The organism is Lactiplantibacillus fabifermentans DSM 21115, assembly GCF_000498955.2.
GTDB lineage: Bacteria > Bacillota > Bacilli > Lactobacillales > Lactobacillaceae > Lactiplantibacillus > Lactiplantibacillus fabifermentans.
Genome location: NZ_AYGX02000140.1, coordinates 1 through 19855, shown reverse-complemented (window position 1 = coordinate 19855; position 19855 = coordinate 1). Strand labels below are relative to the sequence as shown.

The 19855-nt window shown below is 47.1% G+C and carries 18 protein-coding genes; 9 read left to right on the top strand and 9 right to left on the bottom strand.

Going from position 1 to position 19855, the window contains the following annotated elements; genetic code table 11:
• The first annotated feature begins 213 nt into the window (after positions 1–213).
• Positions 214–1815: a hypothetical protein gene (locus DY78_RS11820; protein ID WP_024623867.1), complete on the top strand. Its 1602-nt coding sequence runs from the start codon at positions 214–216 to the stop codon at positions 1813–1815.
• Between the two features lie 549 nt (positions 1816–2364).
• A complete protein-coding gene (locus DY78_RS11815; protein ID WP_056993528.1) occupies positions 2365–2580 on the top strand; it encodes a hypothetical protein in 216 nt (71 codons plus the stop codon).
• Here the strand turns inward: DY78_RS11815 and mmuM are convergent.
• Entirely contained in the window at positions 2570–3499 is a 930-nt protein-coding gene (gene mmuM / locus DY78_RS11810; protein ID WP_024623868.1) for a homocysteine S-methyltransferase, read from the bottom strand. The genes DY78_RS11815 and mmuM overlap by 11 nt on opposite strands.
• A 103-nt stretch (positions 3500–3602) precedes the next feature.
• Between mmuM and DY78_RS11805 the strand changes: the two genes are divergently transcribed.
• The 3 genes from DY78_RS11805 (at position 3603) to DY78_RS11795 (ending at position 7417) form a co-directional block, all read left to right on the top strand.
• Complete coding sequence (locus DY78_RS11805) at positions 3603–4976, top strand: amino acid permease (RefSeq protein ID WP_024623869.1); 1374 nt, start codon at positions 3603–3605, stop codon at positions 4974–4976.
• Positions 4977–5145: 169 nt separating this feature from the next.
• The gene (gene hemH / locus DY78_RS11800) at positions 5146–6105 is read left to right on the top strand and encodes a ferrochelatase (protein ID WP_024623870.1); all 960 of its coding nucleotides are present in this window, start codon (positions 5146–5148) and stop codon (positions 6103–6105) included.
• On the top strand, positions 6092–7417 hold the full coding sequence (locus tag DY78_RS11795) for an Nramp family divalent metal transporter (RefSeq protein ID WP_024623871.1): 1326 nt from the start codon (positions 6092–6094) through the stop codon (positions 7415–7417). Before hemH ends, DY78_RS11795 begins: the two co-directional genes overlap by 14 nt.
• A gap of 176 nt (positions 7418–7593) precedes the next feature.
• Here the strand turns inward: DY78_RS11795 and DY78_RS11790 are convergent, their stop codons facing one another.
• The 7 genes from DY78_RS11790 to DY78_RS11760 form a co-directional block, all read right to left on the bottom strand.
• A complete protein-coding gene (locus DY78_RS11790; protein ID WP_024623872.1) occupies positions 7594–8334 on the bottom strand; it encodes a CPBP family intramembrane glutamic endopeptidase in 741 nt (246 codons plus the stop codon).
• 126 nt (positions 8335–8460) lie between these two features.
• Positions 8461–8979, bottom strand: a complete 519-nt coding sequence (locus DY78_RS11785) for a shikimate kinase (protein WP_024623873.1) — start codon at positions 8977–8979, stop codon at positions 8461–8463.
• Positions 8979–10076: a prephenate dehydrogenase gene (locus tag DY78_RS11780; protein ID WP_024623874.1), complete on the bottom strand. Its 1098-nt coding sequence runs from the start codon at positions 10074–10076 to the stop codon at positions 8979–8981. Before DY78_RS11780 ends, DY78_RS11785 begins: the two co-directional genes overlap by 1 nt.
• On the bottom strand, positions 10073–11380 hold the full coding sequence (gene aroA / locus DY78_RS11775) for a 3-phosphoshikimate 1-carboxyvinyltransferase (RefSeq protein ID WP_024623875.1): 1308 nt from the start codon (positions 11378–11380) through the stop codon (positions 10073–10075). The genes DY78_RS11780 and aroA overlap by 4 nt, the downstream gene beginning before the upstream one ends.
• Positions 11377–11919, bottom strand: a complete 543-nt coding sequence (locus DY78_RS11770) for a hypothetical protein (RefSeq protein WP_024623876.1) — start codon at positions 11917–11919, stop codon at positions 11377–11379. The genes aroA and DY78_RS11770 overlap by 4 nt, the downstream gene beginning before the upstream one ends.
• Complete coding sequence (gene aroC / locus DY78_RS11765; protein ID WP_024623877.1) at positions 11919–13088, bottom strand: chorismate synthase; 1170 nt, start codon at positions 13086–13088, stop codon at positions 11919–11921. Before aroC ends, DY78_RS11770 begins: the two co-directional genes overlap by 1 nt.
• Complete coding sequence (locus DY78_RS11760; protein WP_024623878.1) at positions 13081–14520, bottom strand: chorismate mutase; 1440 nt, start codon at positions 14518–14520, stop codon at positions 13081–13083. Before DY78_RS11760 ends, aroC begins: the two co-directional genes overlap by 8 nt.
• A 613-nt stretch (positions 14521–15133) precedes the next feature.
• On the opposite strand from DY78_RS11760, the gene DY78_RS11755 reads away from it, so the two are divergent.
• From DY78_RS11755 to DY78_RS11745, 3 genes are all read left to right on the top strand, one after another.
• Complete coding sequence (locus DY78_RS11755) at positions 15134–15970, top strand: metallophosphoesterase family protein (RefSeq protein WP_024623879.1); 837 nt, start codon at positions 15134–15136, stop codon at positions 15968–15970.
• Positions 15971–16083: 113 nt separating this feature from the next.
• Positions 16084–16605 (top strand): GNAT family N-acetyltransferase, encoded by a 522-nt coding sequence (locus tag DY78_RS11750; protein ID WP_024623880.1) that lies wholly within the window; start codon positions 16084–16086, stop codon positions 16603–16605.
• Positions 16606–17104: 499 nt separating this feature from the next.
• Positions 17105–17326, top strand: coding sequence for a hypothetical protein (locus tag DY78_RS11745; RefSeq protein WP_024623881.1), 222 nt, complete (start codon positions 17105–17107; stop codon positions 17324–17326).
• A gap of 80 nt (positions 17327–17406) precedes the next feature.
• Here DY78_RS11745 and DY78_RS11740 read toward each other — a convergent pair whose 3' ends face one another.
• Positions 17407–17919, bottom strand: a complete 513-nt coding sequence (locus DY78_RS11740; RefSeq protein ID WP_024623882.1) for a hypothetical protein — start codon at positions 17917–17919, stop codon at positions 17407–17409.
• Between the two features lie 896 nt (positions 17920–18815).
• Between DY78_RS11740 and DY78_RS11725 the strand changes: the two genes are divergently transcribed.
• Positions 18816–19808 carry a tyrosine-type recombinase/integrase gene (locus DY78_RS11725; protein WP_024623885.1) on the top strand — a complete coding sequence of 331 codons (993 nt, stop codon included), beginning with the start codon at positions 18816–18818 and terminating at the stop codon, positions 19806–19808.
• Positions 19809–19855 lie beyond the last annotated feature (47 nt).

The window sequence follows — 19855 nt, the reverse complement described above, 5'->3', positions numbered from 1 at the left end:
AAAAATATAAGTTGCTACTCAATTAATCAACTAACCGTCTAAACGACCAACACCCCACCGTTTTCAGGTGTTTTATCGGATCATTATTTTTGCAGCTAAAAGCTGATTATTATAATAACATTAATAAAAATGCAGACAAATTTTATCTAGTTAACTATAATGGACTTAGCTATTCAGGGGAATCAGCAAATAAAAAAAAGGAGTTCAATAGCTATGTTTAACAAATCTTTCGGTTCTACTCAGAACCAACACAAGTTACTTTTCACAGGAATGACAGCGCTCGCATTGTTCAGTACCGCTTTAACGACGGTCGCCGTTAACAATCAACCCGTCACGGCCCAAGCCGATACAACGGCGCCGGCGATTAAGCAAGACGCTAACTTTACCATTACGAAAAATGGTGGGACCCACACGATGACCATTAAAGACGTCACCTGTGTTCCCGGTGGCACGGTAACCGTTGCCACACCAACCATTGAAGGTTACATTACCAAGTCGAAGACAATCACCTTGAAGTTAAGCGCCGATGGCAAGACATTCACGCCAACGACCGCTGTTAACTATTACAATGCGAAAGAAAAGAGTGAACTAGCCAACCGGACTTACTCTGAAGACCCAACTTCTATTGAGATTACTAAAGATGGCAAGACGCAAACCGTTGAAGTTGGCAAACAAGGTGGGACGGCCGGAACGATCATTGACGTGCCCGCACCCAACTATGCCGGCTATAAAGCTAGTGCCAACACCGTTAAACTTGGCGTTTACATCGAAGATAGCGATGCTAAGGATTCACAAGCCTACTTCGAGCAATTAAGCGATGTTTCTTATACGAAGGAATATGCTTATAACGTCAATAACTTTATTTCTCAAAAGGTTAACAATAACCAATCCGTTCAAGTCACTGGTAAGTTGGCGGTCGCTACTGCCGAATTAGCCACGAACCACCCAGCGACTTACGTTCGCATCAACAACTACAACGGCTCGCAATACGTTAAATTAAACAACGATTTATCATTTGATGCGACTATCAGTGCCAAGGGTGCTTACCACACTTCCGCAACAGCCGGTTATTACGAAACTACGACCGATGCTAAAGGCAACACCGTTAAGACTTTCAAGGAATTATCTAAGAAAGTTAACGTGGCGGTTAAACCATACGTCAGCGCTTATACGGTAAAGAACTTTGTATCCGCGAAGACGAGTGACAACAAGTCCGTTAAAGTCACCGGTTCCGCAGCAGTTGCTAACGCCGCGGCTGCCAAAACGAACCCCGCGACTTACGTTCGTATCAACAACTACAACGGTTCTAAATATATCAAATTAGCAACTAATGGTAGCTTCAATGCTACTATTAGCGCTAAGGGTGCTTACCATACCAGTGCCACCCTTGGTTATTACACCACAACCACGGACGCAAATGGCAAGACGGTGAAGAAGTTCAACACGAACTCACCAAAAGTCAACGTAGCCGTTAAACCTGCTGTTAAGCAATATGCTTATAGCGTTTCAAAATTAGCTTCACAAAAGACCAAGAGTAACAAGTCCATTAAAGTTACCGGGGCCGTTAAAGTTAGCACCAAAGCTTTAGCCAAGAAGCACGCCGCCACGTACGTTCGGATTACGAACTACAACGGTAAGCAATACGTGAAACTCAACAACAAGTTGACCTTCACTAAGACGATCAGTGCCAAAGGTGCTAAACACACCTCTGCCGTTGCTGGTTACTATACTTCCAAGAAGTCTGGTAGCAAGACCGTCAAGACTTTCCACGTCTTATCAGCTAACAAAAAAGTTACGGTTAAAGCTTACAAATAAAGCCTAATCGTAACCATAACTAAAGCACCGCACATTGCGTCAAATTGCAATGTCCGGTGCTTTTTTGATTAGATAATTTTCATTATTAACTACCGATTATTCAACTTAAGCTAACGATAATAACGGCGACTAACATTAGCCCCACTTTTATGCTGGGAAATGGAAGTTGGCAGGTCTGTAACAACGCCATCCCTGATTCCGACGATGCCGCTGTCACAATGGATGGCATATAGTTCATACATTACCAACAGAAGTCACGACCAACGTAAAATGGTGCGACCATGATTTGATTGCACCTTTTAAACAAAGCAGCAATTTTGTGTGCTAAACAGGGTCTTTCCAAATATCGGTGAATCTCGATTAACTGAGCTTTTCACGATTATCCATATAAACTGGCACACCTTTGAAAAAAACACTTTAGCGGCAACTCTAATTTACAATCAACTGACCAAACTCAGCCATATCACTGATATACCAATTAATCACGGTTTCATTAAAACGAGCCGCATTTACTCATTACGAGATCAATTCAGTTGTGAGTTAGCAGCAATGGAAGTTGCCGTGCAAGTGGCGTTAGTTCGGCATGCTTTTGGCCGGACTTACGCCACCGACATCTTTGAAGATTGGCGGGCCGGGCCGAGCTTCAAAGTGAGGTTCGAGACCGCTTTTTGGCTCGAACCGGTCGCCACGGCTACTGGAATTGCTGCTGACTCACAACGGCAATTCCGGCTTTACCAATCCTTGGAAAGACCCGCTAACCGTTAATCAACTGCGCAATGGTTTGAATATCAGCCGGGGTCGTGCGACAGCAGCCGCCGATGATGTTGGCGCCCGCGGCTAACCACTTGGGTACGAACTGATCGAAAGTGTGACTGGCGTCGGTTGTTTGCCACGTCTTCGTGACCGCATCGTATTCATCCCCAGAATTAGGATAAACAATCAACGGAATTTCAACCGCATCACGTAACGTCTGCAACGCCGGTTCAATATTTTCTAACCGCGTGCAATTGACCCCCACTGCCACGACGTTCGGTTGGGCGGCAACCCATTTGGCAGCGGTCGCTAAATCAGTACCGTCCCACAAGTGCTGGGCATCAGCAATACTAAAGCTGACCCAGTATGGTTGCGCGGGAAATTCAGCGGTAATTAAATGAACTAACGCTTGAACTTCCGCAAAGTTCGGCATCGTTTCAAGCGCCAGCACATCCACGCCAACCGCCGTAATGAGTTGCAGCCGTTCGCGATGAAAGGCTTGATACGCGACTTCATCTAAGTGATATTTACCGGTATACTCGCTCCCATCCGCCAAATAAGCGCCGTATGACCCAATACTCCCAGCCACATAGCCTTGAAAGTCCGGATGCGTTTGGGCATAGTTATCGCGCGCAGTGTTGGCAATTTGAACGGCTTGTTGAATTAATGGGCGCGCTTTTTCAGCGGAGACGCCTGCTTGCACAAAGGCGGCCACGTTGGCCTGATACGTATTAGTAATCGCAATTTGCGCCCCGGCCGCAAAATAACTTTGATGTACTGCTGTAATGGCTTGCGGGTGATCTAACATGGCGGTCGCCGACCACAACGCACTATCGGTCGCGACCCCACGCTTTTCAAGTTCAGTAGCCATCGCCCCATCTAAGACGACCGGCCCCTGTTTTAAACGGTCATTTAATGATAAAACTTGCATAATCAGTTTCCTTTCTGACCCAAAATTATGTTATTCTAATTGCATTGGCAATTTACTCATCATATTCTAATTAACAATCTTTTTCAAGGAAGGCTCATACTTAATGTCAAAACAAACCCACCTGAACCGGCAAATGGAATCCCGGCACGTCTTGATGATTTCCCTTGGTGGGGTCATTGGGACCGGGCTCTTCTTAAGTTCCGGTTACACGATTCACGAGGCTGGGCCCATTGGTACCTTACTAGCGTACACGATTGGCGCAATCCTCGTCTACTTAGTCATGCTGTGTCTCGGCGAACTCGCCGTGGCAATGCCGTACACGGGCGCCTTTCACGTCTACGCCAAAAAATATATTGGTCCCGGGACCGGCTTTACGGTCGCCGTATTGTACTGGCTGACGTGGACCATCGCACTCGGTTCCGAGTTCACGGCCGCTGGTCTGATTATGCAAAATTGGTTTCCCCACATTCCGACTTGGATTTGGAGTCTCGTTTTCATGGTCGTCATTTTCACGATCAACGCCTTATCCGTCCGCTGGTTTGCGGAAGCTGAATTTTGGTTCGCTAGTATCAAAGTGATTGCCATCATTGCCTTCATCGTCCTCGGGGGCTTAGCGATTGTTGGCTGGTTACCCCTCCACGGCCACACTAGTGCACCGTTACTGAGCAATTATACGAAAAATGGCTGGTTTCCCAACGGCTTTGGCGGCGTCTTTACGACTATGCTGACCGTTAACTTTGCCTTTTCCGGTACCGAACTCATCGGTATCACGGCCGGTGAAACTAAAGACCCGGCCCACACGATTCCGACCGCCATTCGGACCACGTTATGGCGCCTCATTATTTTCTTCATTGGCAGTATGTTTGTCATGGCCGCGTTGATTCCATATAAACAAGCCGGCGTGACGCAAAGTCCGTTTGTGCTCGTTTTCAAAGAAATTGGCATTCCTTATGCCGCTGACTTGATGAACTTTGTCGTCTTGACTGCCATCATGTCGGCGGCCAACTCCGGCCTATACGCGTCGACGCGGATGTTGTGGTCGTTAGCTAATGAAGGCACCATTCCGAAAGTTTTCAAACGCACCACCAAGCGTGACGTGCCATTAATTGCCTTAATGACCAGTATGCTCGGTGGTATCTTAGCACTACTATCTAGTATTTACGCGGCCGGTTCGGTATACCTCGTCTTAGTCTCGATTTCCGGGTTAGCCGTCGTCATTGTGTGGATGGCGATTGCTTTGTCAGAAATCAACTTTCGCAAAGCCTACGTTAAAAGTGGACAAAATCTGGCGGACTTGGCTTTCAAAACACCGGGTTATCCAGTGGTGCCATGGCTGGCCTTTATTTTAAGTGCCCTGTCGTGCTTACTGATTTGGTTTGATCCAAATCAACGCATCGCCCTGTATTACACGTTACCGTTTGTGGCCATCTGTTATGCCGGCTACTATTTAAATTCTAAACGAAAACAACATCATTAATTTTTTACCCGCATTTGTCGCGCTGTCAAATGCGGGTATTTATGTATAAAGTTTGCTAACACTGGTTAAGTTATCACACGATAAACCGCATTGTTAAGCCATTTTCACCCCGCGCAACAAATGATTTATGCTATTATTTATTTAATAATAAGTCTAAGAAGGCGTCGTTATGAAATCTGGATTATTACTCGTCAATTTAGGGTCCCCGGCTAGTCCCCAAACGCCGGATGTGAAACGCTACTTAAAAGAATTTTTGAGCGACCAAAGCGTTATTGAAATGCCTAAAGTGTTGTGGCAACCACTCTTACGTGGCATCATCTTACCGATGCGTTCGTGGCGGTCAGCCACTTTTTATCGTGACACGTGGCTACCAGCCGGTTCGCCGCTCATCGTTTATAGTCAACAATTAACGACTAAAGTTCAAGCCGCGTTGCCAGACTGGGACGTCCGTTTGGCGATGACTTACGGCCAACCCGATATTGCGGCCACCTTGCAAGCCATGCACGCGGACGGCTGTGAGCATATCACCGTTTTGCCGCTCTTCCCCCAATACACCCAAAGCACGCACCAATCCATTATTAATCAGGCGGAAGCCGCGGCGGTGCCGATGACCATCATCAAACATTTTTATGATGAAACGGATTACCAGCAACTCTTAGCGCATAAAATCACCACCGCCTATCAAAAACATACTTACGATGCGGTCATCTTTAGCTACCATAGTATTCCAACCGCGATGGTCCATCACGGCGACCCGTATTTGGATGAATGTCGGGCAACTACCGCCGCGGTGGCCGCTCGGATGCCTGCCGTTCCTAGCGATAAGATTATCACGGCCTATCAATCGAAGTTCGGCCCGATGCCCTGGCTCAAGCCGTATTTGAAGAACAAATTAATGCAACTAGTCGAACTTGGCAAACGCAATGTGTTAATCGTCACCCCCTCATTTGTGTGCGACTGCTTAGAGACGTTAGAAGAGGATAATGTGCAAAATTATCAGACCTTTAAAGCCAGCGGTGGCGACCGCTTTGACGTCATGCCTTGTTTAAACGCCGACGAGCGCTTCGCCGAATTTTTAGCGAGCCTTGCAACTCGCTGGCAGGAGGCGGCCGCCGTTGTCCAAAACTAACGAAAAAAGCTTAGCGGAAATTAATGAAAGTGTCGCCGTCCCGGACGTTTATCAAACCGCCTTTTGGCAAAAGTTTCTCGCCTACAGCGGCCCGGGTGCCCTCGTGGCGGTCGGTTACATGGATCCCGGCAACTGGCTGACCTCGCTTGCGGGTGGCGGCCAATTTCAATATCACTTGCTCACAGTGCTGGCCTTAGCGATTATCGTCGCGATGTTCATGCAAATGCTGGCCATTAAGTTAGGCGTGGTGGCACGACAAGACTTGGCGCAAGCGATTGCCGCGCAACTTCCGAAACCGTGGCGTTACGCCGCCTGGATTTTAAACGAAGTTGCCATGATGGCTACTGACCTGACCGGCGTGATTGGGACGGCGATTGCGTTGAAATTGTTATTCGGCTTACCGCTCCTAGCTGGGATTTTATTGACCATTGGCGATGTCTTAGTCGTGCTCTTATTTTTACGCTTTGGGATTCGTCGCATCGAATTCATGGTCTTAGCAGCCATCTTAACTGTCGGCATTATTTTCGGCTTAGAAGTTGGCCGCGCCCACGTTAATAGCAGTGCTGTGCTTGCGGGACTACTACCCACGAGCTTAATCTTCAAAAATCACACAGCGTTAGTTTTGAGTTTAGGGATTTTAGGGGCCACGATTATGCCGCACAATTTATATTTACATTCGTCCCTCGCTCAAAGCCGGCGCTACGACTATCATGACCCCAAGCAAGTTCACGAAGCATTGCGCTTTGCCAACTGGGATTCGAACGTCCATTTAGTGGCGGCCTTTTTAATCAACGCGCTATTATTAGTCTTAGGTGGCACCCTATTTTTCGGCCACAGTCATGCCTTAGCCAGTTTGCAAGCCGTTTTTAACGGGCTAAAAAGTACGGCGGTCGTCGGCAGCTTAGCTAGTCCCATGATGAGTTGGCTATTTGCATTTGCGCTATTAATCACCGGCCTAATTTCGTCGATTACGAGTACTTTAGCGGGACAAATCGTCATGGAAGGCTACTTGCATATTCGCCTGCCCTTATGGCAACGGCGGTTACTCACCCGCTTAGTCACCTTGATTCCAATTATTATCATCGGTTGTCTCGTCGGCTTTCAAGACCAAACTTTTGAAAATTTGATCATTTATGCGCAAGTCGCGTTGAGTGTGGCCTTACCATTTACTTTATTCCCGATGGTCAAACTGACTAGTAATCCCCAATTAATGGGGGCCCACGTTAATCGGTGGTGGACCACTTGGGGCGGTTACGCGCTCGCTGGTATTATTACGATATTGAATATTTATTTGATTATTGCCATGTTTTGACACCAAAAGTCTGGGAGCAAACTTTCGGATACTGATCAATTGTCGCTATCGATTAGACACAATACAGGAGTCACCACTAGTGGTGACTCCTGTATTGTACTGTTCAAATAATAGGTGTCATTAAAAAAGACATCCCTCCAGCAAGTTAACTTGCTGGAGGCCAACATTCGAAGACTTTATTTTTGGCGACGGGCTAAATACCATAACCCAATCACCGCCACGAGCAACATCGGAATTAACGTCAACATTTCAAAACCAAACTCGCTAACCGTCAGTGGCGTACTCATATCAAAAGTCCCAATCGGCGCTAAATCGAACAAAAAGTGAAAGCCAATCGCGCCCCAGAGCGCATGGGTTGCTAGCGTAATCAAGGCTAGCACTAAGCCCATCACAAACGTTTCGGCCACTTGAAATAAGACCGTCGATACGGCGTTCCCATAAAATAAATTATTTAAATGCGTCACCGCAAAGATCACTGCACTCAGACTGCTAGCGCCAAAGTAGCGATTAAACGGATTGGTCCGGGCTAACAACCACCAAAAACCGGCTAACAGTAACCCGCGGCAAAAGACTTCCTCCATCACCGCCGGGCCAATCCCGATTAAAATCGCCGGTAAAATCAACTTAACGGGTTGATAAAAAGTGTAATACGTATTTTCTAACATGCCGGCGTTTTTCGGAAATACAAGAGCAAACACCACTAAGCTAATCACGAGTTGGCGCCAAAGTGGTAACGCGGGCCGCCAAAACGACCAATGCTTAAACCGCCACCGATACCAAGCACACGCCAATCCCGCGATACCAAGTCGCAACAGCGTATCTTGCCATAAATGCATCGGCCACGATTCTAACAAAACGAATAAGCCAACCAAGACGCCATACACGCCCAGAAACTCATACTTTTTTAACTGTGCCACGCTACTCACCACCCTACTTTTAGCTCTGATTATAGTGAGTGAATTGCGGTGAGTGTTATTAATAAGTTAGCGGGGCCCTTCAAAGTTAAGTATTGCGCGTCAACTACCCAATGCCTAGTTAACTTACTAAGCGCGATGAACTTGCGGTTGTGCCAACCAGTCAGTGATCGCCTGGACAATTTTTACGGGGGTTAACGCATCGGTCGGCATAATTAAATCAGCCGCCGCGGCATACAATCGTTCGCGGCGATGTTTTAAGGCTAATAGCTCATCGACTTTCAACTCATTGACTAACGGACGTTGCGTATCGCCGGTGACCCGCTTTAAAATCGTGGCATCGCTAGCTTGCAGCCAAATGACCGGAATCGGACTGTGCGTCAAAATGGTCGCATTTGCCGCCACGGTAGGAGTGCCACCGCCCGTTGATAACACGCCGGCACCTCGCATCGCTTGGCGGAGGGTCTGTTGCTCTAACCCCCGAAAGTATGGCTCTCCGTGTTCCGCAAAAATTTGCGTAATCGGGCGCCCCGCAGCTTGGACAATCAAATCATCCAAGTCGGCATGGGCCGTTTGTAATCGTTGCGCCAATAATTGGCCGACCGTCGTTTTGCCACTTCCCATGAATCCAATTAATATCGCTTCCATTAGCTTTTCCTCACAATCTGATAGTTGGCCGCGGCCAATAACTGCGCCGCTTGAGTTTGGGTGGCGGCAGAGTCAAACGTTAATTGTAAGACCCCGTCGACTTCTTCCCGAATTTCTAAAATATGAATATTCACTAAATTAAGCCGCGCCGCCGCTAACCGCTGCGTCACATCGGCTAATGCGCCCACTTGATCCGGAACATTTAAAAATAAATCGTAAAAGTTTGGTAAACTGCCCAAACGTTCGGGACCTAAAGCGTCGCGAGTTGTTTTGGCCTGGGTGAAAAATCGGGTAATGGCCGGCTCATTTTTGGCGGTAATCGCAGCCTGAACTTGAGTTAGTTCATCAATATATCCCTGTAAACCACTGGTTATTTGGGTGGCGTTGTTCAACAAGATAGCCGTCCACATGGTCGGGTCCGCCGAAGCAATCCGCGTGATACTTTTAAACCCGCCCGCCGCTAGTCGTAACCCAAGGGGTGAATCGGCCAGCGTATTTTGTGTCTGATTCACTAAGGCGGCCGCCACCACGTGTGGCAGATGGCTGATTTGACTCACCAACCGGTCATGCTGGATGGCGGTGACCGTCAACCATTTGACATGTAAACCCCGCAATAACTGTTGAAGTTGTTGGATAGCGGCAGTATCAGCCAAGCCTGGCACCAACAAGTAGTACGCATTTTCAAACAAATTGGCGCGCCCCGCTAACACGCCGGACTTATGGGACCCTGCCAGCGGATGACCGCCGATAAAGGTGATGCCTTGCTGTTGCAACGGTCGTGCCGCGCGCATGACACTCTGTTTGGTGCTACCAACATCGGTCACTAAGACGTGCGGTTTTAAAGTTAACGTCGCCAACTCGGCTAAATTCGCCGTAATCACACTGACCGGACCCGCTAAAATAATGACATCGGCTGCTAAAGCTGCCTTTGAGAAATCGGTCGTAACTTCATCAACGATTTGATGCGCTTGGGCCTGGCTTAAAGTTGCTGACTGCCTGTCACTGCCCACAATCGTGACGGCCGGCGCAACTTGTTTGATGGCTAAGGCCAACGAACTCCCAATCAGTCCGAGACCATTGATTAACACTTTCGTCATGCTAGCACCGCCTTTGCTGGTAATAACTGCGCTAAATCATCAAAAAATGTCGGATACGAAATATCGACCGCCCCGGCGTCTGTCAGTTGTAACGGCGTCGATACCCGCAACGCCGCAATGGCTAGCATCATGCCAATCCGATGATCGCCGTGACTCGCCAATTGCGAATCAACAACGTGCCATGGTGACCGGCCATCAATGACGAAACCATCGGATAACGCCGTGATGTTGACCCCTAACTTGCGTAACTCGGCAACAATCGTCGCAATCCGGTCCGTTTCTTTGTAGCGCAATTCTTCCGCGCCCGTAATCCGGCTCACGCCGTTAGCAGTTGCCGCCAACAAAGCAACTAGTGGTAATTCGTCAATGACTGCCGGAATGTCACTAGCCGTTAAGGTGATTGGCCGGAGCTGACTGGCAGTAACGGTCACCGTTCCCAGTGGTTCGCCCGGATTGACTTGCGGGGTGACCGTCACTTGACCACCCATGCGTTGCAAGATTTGTAATAAGCCAGTCCGCGTCGGATTCAAACCGACATCCGTTAACGTCACTTGGGAATGTGGCACGATTGCTGCCGCGGTCATGAAGAAAGCTGCCGACGACATGTCCCCGGGAATCGTTAAGGTTTGACCATGCAGTTGTGGCCGCGGTTGCACCGTTACTGTCCGCTGATCACCGGCCGTCTGTACGTCACCGCCAAAGGCCCGGACCAGCCGTTCGGTATGGTCACGCGTCGGGAGAGTTTCCATAATCGTGCTCGGTCCGTCGGCTTGTAAGGCCGCTAAAATCAGCGCACTTTTAACTTGCGCACTCGCAACCGTCATCTGAACATGCGTCGCATGTAAGTTTTGACCATGGATGCGCATCGGTAAATGTCCGGCCGATAAGTCGATTTGGGCACCAAGGGCGGCTAACGGCGTCGCCACGCGCTGCATTGGGCGTTGACTGAGTGACGCATCGCCGATTAAGGTACTGTCAAACGACTGCCCTGCCAGTAAACCAGCTAATAGCCGCGTGCCGGTGCCGGCATTTCCAAGGTCTAACGATTGTTTGGCGGCCGTTAAGCCGTGCCAACCACGGCCAGTGACTTGCACCGTCGAACCCGCTTGTTCAATCGGTACCCCTAAGGCCCGTAAAGCGGTCAAAGTCGATAAACAATCGGCCGCCGTTAAAAAATGATGAACCGTCGTCGTCCCGTGGCTAACGGCCCCTAATATTAAGACCCGGTGGGAAATACTCTTATCACCCGGCACCGCCAATTGACCATGTAACCCATTTTTAGGTTGTGTACTCAATTTTTTCATTCCAACACCTCGTTAATTTGATAGAGACACCACACCATCGGCGGTGTCAGCCGTTTAATAATCCGTTCATCGGCAGTTAACGTGACGTTTTTTTCATTAGTCAACACATACGCCGCCAAGTTTTTTTGATATAACTGATAGGCCTGATATTTACTTGCGGCGGTTTGCACGGTCACGCCATGGACGCTGCGCGCTAAGAGTTGCGCGGTCGCCGCGTGCGTGTAACCGACGCGATTGTCGGCCGATAACCGCTGCACCACGACTAACGGTGCAAGTGGCGTTATAAATGTCGCTTGGAGTTGCAGCGTGTCTAACAACGCATAGTGGATATCGCCCCAACTCGCTTGTAACTGTGGTGACTTAAAGGCCGCCGGAATCAGCAAGTAGTCGCCCGGATATTGCGCCAAGTTAGTCAAAAGCGTTTCAAAGCTCGGATGGCCGATAATTTCGGCGCTACCCTGCCAATGTGCTTGATTATAAGTTTGCGCGGCCGCATAACTGTCCGTTACGGCCGGCCCTAACGTATGCACGCGCCTCATTAATAGACCTGCAATTCCGCCCGGTAGGCGTGCACTTGCGCTTGTAATCGGGCCAAGTTACTGCCATCAAAAGTTGCCGTTAGCGCCCGGGCCAACTCAATGGCCACAACACTTTCGACCACGATGGATGCGGGTACAATCGCCGTCGTATCGGACCGTTCGACACTGGCTTTTTGCGTGACTTTACTGTCGATATCGACACTTTGTAACGGTTTGTATAAGGTTGGGATGGGCTTCATGGCCGCTTTGACAATCACGGGCATGCCATTGGTCATCCCGCCTTCAAACCCACCTAAGTGATTGCTTAAACGGGACCAACCCGTCGTCGCATCCCAAGCAATCGAATCCATAACTTCACTGCCGTAGCGGGCAGCCGCAGCAAACCCATCACCAATCTCGACGCCTTTCATCGCATTGACCCCCATCACGGCAGCCGCCAATTGCCCATCTAACTTCGTATTCCAATTCGTGTAACTGCCTAAGCCGGCCGGCACATTGGTCGCCACGACACGAATGACACCACCTAACGTATCACCCGCTTTTTTGGTCGCCGTAATCAGGTCATGAATTGCTGATACTTGTTGGTCCGCCACAATGCGCAAATCGTTACTGGTCACCGCCTGCCGCAACGCCGCCACATCCAAACTGTCGTCGTCTGGCACTTGGATGGGCCCAATTTGTTGCACGTAGCCAATCAAGTCAATATCTAATTGCGCTAACAATTGTTTGCAGAGCTGACCTAACGCGACGCGCATCGCCGTTTCCCGCGCTGAAGAGCGTTCTAACACGTTACGTAAATCGCGGTGCCCATATTTCATGCCGCCCACTAAATCCGCATGCCCCGGTCGCGGTCGCGTGACTTGTCGCAAACTATTTTCTGGAGTAGCTGGGCTAACCGGATCCATAATTTGTTGCCAATGGGCGTGGTCGCGATTTTGAATCGTTAATGCTAGGGGCGACCCTAATGTCACCCCATGGCGTAACCCACCCGTGACCGTGACCGTGTCGTGTTCAATTTGTTGGCGATTGCCGCGGCCAAAGCCGCCTTGTCGCGCCGCTAAAGCGGCATTAATGGCATCAACGTCAATGGTTAAACCTGCTGGTAAGCCGGTTAAGATACCGGTTAATTGGGGCCCGTGTGATTCTCCGGCCGTAACGTAATCAATCATGTGTTTGTTCCTCCGTTTTCGTGGTTTGGTAAGCCCGTGAATTGGCCATAATCGTTTTGTAAATGGCTTGTAAATATGGCGTATGTTGCGCTTGTTGACTCTGCTGGGCGACACGGTCCAAGACTCGTTGTTCGCGACTAGCGTCTAATACCGGCAATTGTGCTTGTTGTTTGAGCTCGCCAATCGTCGTCACCGTTTCAAAACGTTGATTCAATAATTTGATGATTTGGTGGTCGATTTGGTTGATCTGTTGGCGTTGACTCGTCAAAGTTGGTTGCGACCGTAATGCCCACGCCGTTAAGCTAATCAGGCCCAAACCAGCAATCCCAATAATCAAATCAAACCGCATCGCGGCCCCTAAACTTTGTTGGGATAACCAGCCAGTAATCAGCGGAATCGTGAATGATGCGAGACTGCCAAAGGTGAAGAAAGTCCCCGTAATACGCCCCTTATGTTGCGGGTAGAGCTTGATGAATAAGTTCAGGCCAACTTGCATAATGCCCCCGGCCGCGGTGAAGCCAAACGCAAATGCCGCCAGACTGGAAAGCCAGCCCCAAGACGTGTAACAAACGACCGCTAATGATAGTAACGAGCCGAGATTCATCGTGACTAATAATCGCGTTTCAGCGACGCCGCGCTTGAGTAACCAGAAAATAACGAGGACCCCGGTAATGGACCCGATGCTGTAAAGCGACAATAACAAGTGCGCTAAAACTTCGTGATAACCCAGCTCTTGTTTAACGAATAAGCTAATCCATTGCGTGTATAAAATCATCAACGCCATCGACGTGTAGCCGTAACCGGCCAATCCCAAGCTAGCGGCCCATTGCCGGGGGCGACTTAATTTAGTCGCCGCCGTAACGGTCGTAGTTGTGGCTTGATTCTTAGCCGGAAAAGTTTGGCGATTAAGAAGCCAAAAGTTCACGAGTAAAATACCTGCAGCTAACATGAACGACCAACCGTACCAGAGCTTGGCGGTATTGAGCGTCACCACCAGCAGTGGCAACAAGAATTCGCCGACCGAGACGAACGCTTTTAGCAAAACATTGGCTGCCCCTTTGGCCCCTTGCATCTCTAAGAAAGTCGTGTAAGTACCTGAATCTAAAGCAGAATTGGCGACCCCCGCTAAGATTGCTAAAACGTAAGCCACTTGTAAGTTGGTCACATTGGCCATGCCGACAAAGAAAATCAAGTAACTTAACATCCCCAGGTTGACGAATAACCGGCGACCATAGCGATCCGACAAGTTGCCTAAAATAAAGTAAGCTAACAGCCGGCCAATCCCGACGCCGGAAATCACGTACGAGACGGTCGCCAGCGGCGTTTGCCAATGCTGGCTCAAAGCTTGCATGTTTTGCGCTAAAATAATTAATCCAAGCCCGTGCACAAAGTAGTTCAAGTACAGGCTGACTGATAAAGTTTTGTGATTCATGACGTTCACTCCTTCAACTGATTAACCGAAAATGGCGATAAAAAAACCAGCTAGATTTTAAAATCTAGCTGGCGGCTAACCATCGTGACGAAGATGGCGTGGTAAAACGATATTTGCCGGCTAGACTTTACGTGTCTAGCTGGCCAAGTCAAAACTGACTTTGCTAACCTTAGACACGAACGTGCGAGACGTCCGTATCTAAGTTACTGATACGGGCGCTACCTAAAGTAAGTAAAGCCGTAATAATACGCGTTGTTAGCAAAAGTCGTTCTCATAAACATCGTTCCTTTCCGTTTGGTTGTTGTGACTATTAAAACATTCTCATTTTATACTGTCAATACTAATTTTATTTTAATTTATTTTTTTATGACCGGAAAATCAGCTTACTGAATAATTTATGCTAAAATAAAAGCCGTCATCATCACAAAGGATGACCACGGCCGCGAAACGAATTGGCTTGAATATACGTGCTAATATATTACTTCGTTTCGAAATTATTATAACAGATTTAAATTACATTCGCTTTGCGAAGTAATTACAAACTGACAAATTTGCAACATTTCAATTCCGGCCGTGCACGTTGTGAAAATGTCGCTTGAAAGGAACTTTACATATGCAAAGAATTGCTGTTTTATCTGACATTCATGGCAATGCCACCGCCTTAGCCGCCGTCCTAGCAGACGCTAAAGCCCAGCACGTCAACGAATATTGGACAGTTGGTGATGTTGCTGTCCGCGGGCCCGAATCTGAAAAATGTTTACAATTACTCGAAACGGTCCACCCAACCGCTGCAGTGCTCGGTAATCATGAACAAAATTATCGTAAAGTTTTAAAGGCAACCGCCGAAAACTTTACCAAACCTAAACAAGTTATGGCAACGATATTAACGGCTTATGATTATGCCCAGTTAACTTCAACCCACTTTGACCAGTTATTGCACTTACCCATGACGGTCACCAAACATGTCGGTCCCTTAACGATTCGATTACAACACGTCTTGCCTAACTTCGCCAGTGGTCACACGATGGCGCCGACTGAAGCCCAACTCAACTTCGACCAAGCGGCAAGTGGTAACCCCGATATCGTGATTTACGCCCACACCCATCAGCCAGTCATGCGCTATTCAACTCGGGGCCAGTTAATCTTAAATGCGGGAACGGTCGGCCTGCCAACTGCTATCCACCCCGCTTTGCGTCAACCACGGGCGATGTATTTGATTTTAACTATTGATGAAACTGGCGTGCAAGCCATTGATTATCGCCACGTTGATTTTGATGTCGACGCCGCGGTGGCTATCGCGCATGAAAAACAATTGCCCTATTTACCATTTTACAAACGGACGCTGCGGACCAATACGTATCAATATGCCCCGCAACGTGTCGCCGATTACAACGCCGCTCACGGTTTAGACGCACAAGCGCAAGCCATTTTGAAAACGACGTTTAATTGAAAAAATCCTAAGAATCGAGTGAAAATAGTTTCATTCTGAACTCAATTCTGTATACTATTTAAAGTCGAGCGTGTCTTTTACGACCGCGGGCAGTTTAGAGAGGAGTCATTTCAATGTATTTCAAACAAGCAACTTTAGATGATTTAGACACGATCATTGATATTTTAAGTGATGGTCGTAACCAACTCGCCGAAGCCGGCGTCAACCAATGGCAAGGCGACTATCCTTCCCGCAAACAAATTACGGCAGATATTATGCAAGGTGCGGCTTACTTATTCAACGCTGACGATAACGCCACGGTTGGTGCGGTCGCTGTCGTGCCATCCCCAGATGCCACTTACGACACCGCGGATGCCACTTGGTTAAACACCACTGACCCATACGTCGTCATTCATCGGGTGGCGATTCATTCGAGCCATGCCGGTCACGGTTATGCCACGCAATTATTCGAAAAAATTATTGCCCATATTACTAAAGAACATCCTGAAATCAAGAGTATCCGGATTGATACCCATACGGATAACATGGCCATGCAACACTTAATCGCCAAAATGAACTTCGAACGCGTCGGCAAGATGGATGGCGTCTACCATCCCGATGATGCTTGCTTCGTTTATGAAAAAATCATTCGTTAGTTAATAAAAAGAGCCAAAACCGCATCTTGCGATTTTAGCTCTTTTTGTATGCAAAAATTAGTTGGCATCTCCAAGAATGATTGAATTCAACTCTAATTAACCAAACGAGCACTCCAGCTGGACCCGCGCTACTGATGGTAAAAATTAATTTTGTTCGCTTTGAATCACTTGGCTGTATCAAAAAAACAAGCATTTTTATACGTTTTACATTATAATTACATATAAACGTTTTACAGTATATCTCTAATTGTAAAATTTATATCTACAGCGTGTCGGTCCAAACGTAGTCGATCACTGACTATTTTAGGAGGTGTCTCATATCTCAAACGAAACGCGCGATTACATTCAAATCGCAGTTCTGATCGTGTTAATTGCCCTTACTGTGATTGCCATCCTTACTTAATCTAGTTCAAAGACCCAACTGCTACCCCATTAATTCGCCACAATTATTCACTAAGATATAGCTCTATTTCAATTTAAGTAGTATGAGGTTAATAAAATGAATATTTTTCAAGTGTACTTAGATAATCAAAATGTCACCCGTTATCAGATTGCCAAAATGACTGGTTTAAGTCAGTCCACCTTACAACGTGCCAGTGATTCCAATGGCGGCACCAATAGTATTTCCGGGCGAATTCTAAAGGCAACTGCCGCTGCGCTCGATAAAACGCCTGGCCAAGTGTTAGACGAAATGATTGAACTCGAGGCTAACGACAACTGATCAACAAGGACCATCACTTTACTTAGTTAGGACCAAAAATACCGTTTCAGCGAGCCCACGCTCAATCTGAAACGGTATTTTTATGCAAACAAGTCCTTGATTTGCTCATATTTAGGCTGCCAATCAATGGTGGTCGCCTGGAAGCCCGGTTGTTGACGCAAATAAGTGAGTTGGTCTTGCCGTGCTGGTTTATCTAAAAAAGTATAACCTTGTGGCGTCACAAAGTTACTAAACTTGGTTCTCATAGTTGTTAGACTAATTTTTGGAAGGCGTTCAAACGCAACGATAGGAATTTCCAGGCCCGTATTACGAGCCGCAAAATAAGCGCTAATTTCGTCGGCGACGTCATGCTGTAAGATTGCTCCGATTTGTCCTAAAACCGCGGCAGTGGCCTGAATTGGCTTGTCACAACGAATGAATAGTTCAATCCCTCCTTGAGCGCCAGTCGTGTAAACGAAGGCTTGAAAGGCATCTTGATAAAATCGACGGCGATATTCAATAATCTTGGTACCGGCAATAATGGCTGCCGTATTTTCTGGATGAAGTGATAATAACAAAGTTGGTAGCAATGGGTCATATTGTTTAATTGTCATAGGAAACTTCCTCGCTCTTGTTGAGACGTGCCAATACCACAGCGCATAGCACCGTTAAAAATGTACCATGTCACTGAGCCTCAATTCTTTTAATTGTCCAGTTGTATTTCCGGGTTTGAACAATACCAACATCGACGGCTTTATTCTTGATTATGGTTGTGTACCTAGCCATGTTTTGGTCTTGCGCTTGATAACCTGATGTCTGAGTCGCCTTACTATTTTTGGCAGTGCTTTTAAGTAGCTTAAAAGTTGTTTTATTGGCTGCCAATAGCCCATCCGACCAGTATGATAGCCATAATCCAAAAAACAATGGTATTCGCCTTTTTACTCATTTTACCCCTTTTTTCTGTTCAATCTCAATCTGGGTAAGCCCAGTATATATTTACGCCTATTTAAGCTACCCCACTTCGGAGCTATTTTGCCCAAACCGTGATTGCTTAATCAGTATTGTCACCAACACCGTCTGGCAGTAATATTTACGTATTGATACGCTAGTTTTACAAATTAAGGAGCAAAAACAATGTTATTTTTGATGGCAACACTATTTTGCCTATTTACTTATAAACTATTCACCAAATGGATTTGGCTTGCATTGCCCTTCGCATTAGTTATTGATGGGTTAATTTGGGTGCATGCGCATCAGTTACTGTTTTGGCTAGTGCTCAGTGGCGCGCTCATCACCTACGACCTTATTTACCGGTATCATCATGATGGGCACGACCCCTTTTACTCAAACAAATAAACCCTTGCTAAATTTAGTCCAATGCTGCGCCCAATGTAAAATGCTGGTATTTATTATGCCCCTTTTTCGTCTAAGCCATTATCGCAAAGGAGGTGAGGTCAACAATCGCCGTTTTTAACGATGTCATGCTAACAAGTATGAAAGGAAGATCAATATGGCAAGTATTATCAAACGCGGTTCCTCATGGGCAGTCAGAGTAAGTTATCATGATGCTACTGGTAAACGCCGCCAAAAAAATGGCACTTTTAAGACTAAGCAAGCAGCAACTTATTTTGCCAATATGTATGAACAAGCAAAACTCGAGGGCGCTGATCTGCTCACTTCGAATCGGACATTTTATGACTATTTCCAAGAATGGTTCGAAACGTATAAAGCCGCTAAAGTTGCTCCAGCTACTTACCGGAATTATGAATTCACATTGGATAAAATTGGCCGCCATTTTGGTCAACAAAAAATTGCGACCATCTCACGAGCTAGGTACCAAAATTTCATTAACCACTTAGCCAAGTCGTATTCGCGCGAGACGGTCGCAAAAATTGCTGGTCATTGTCGCGCTTGTGTTAGTGACGCTGTCGATGATGGTGTTATCCGGCGTAATTTTACAACCAGAACTGTAATTCCACAATGTACCGATTATGGGACCCACAATGACAACTATTTAGATTTGGCCGACATGCGTAAATTACGCGATTATATTATGCCGAAAGCCTCAATCGCTAACATTAGTGCCGTCATGATTCTAACCGGCCTACTGACCGGTGCTCGTTATTCCGAAATTGCTGGACTAACATGGGACGACATTGATTTTCAAAATCAGACCATTCGGATTGATAAAACGCTCGACTATAAAGGTCCCGGCGATTTTTTGCCTACCAAAACCCAAGCGTCAAATCGTACCATTACGATTCCACCCACCCTAATCAAAGTACTGACGACGCTACAACAAGACCAAGTCACTTGTTGTCTAAAAAACGACTTACAATTAATCTTTATCGGCATACACAGCCCAGACGTTCCCAACGATAATGCCGTCAATAAATTATTAAGAGCTGCTCATCAAAAGCTTGGAATTAAAACAATTACGTTTCACGGGCTCCGACACACACATGCGAGTTATTTGATTTATAAAAAGATATCGATTTGGTAGATTGTAAAATTAATCCGAACGCTGTTCGGACAAAAAAGATCAGCTTC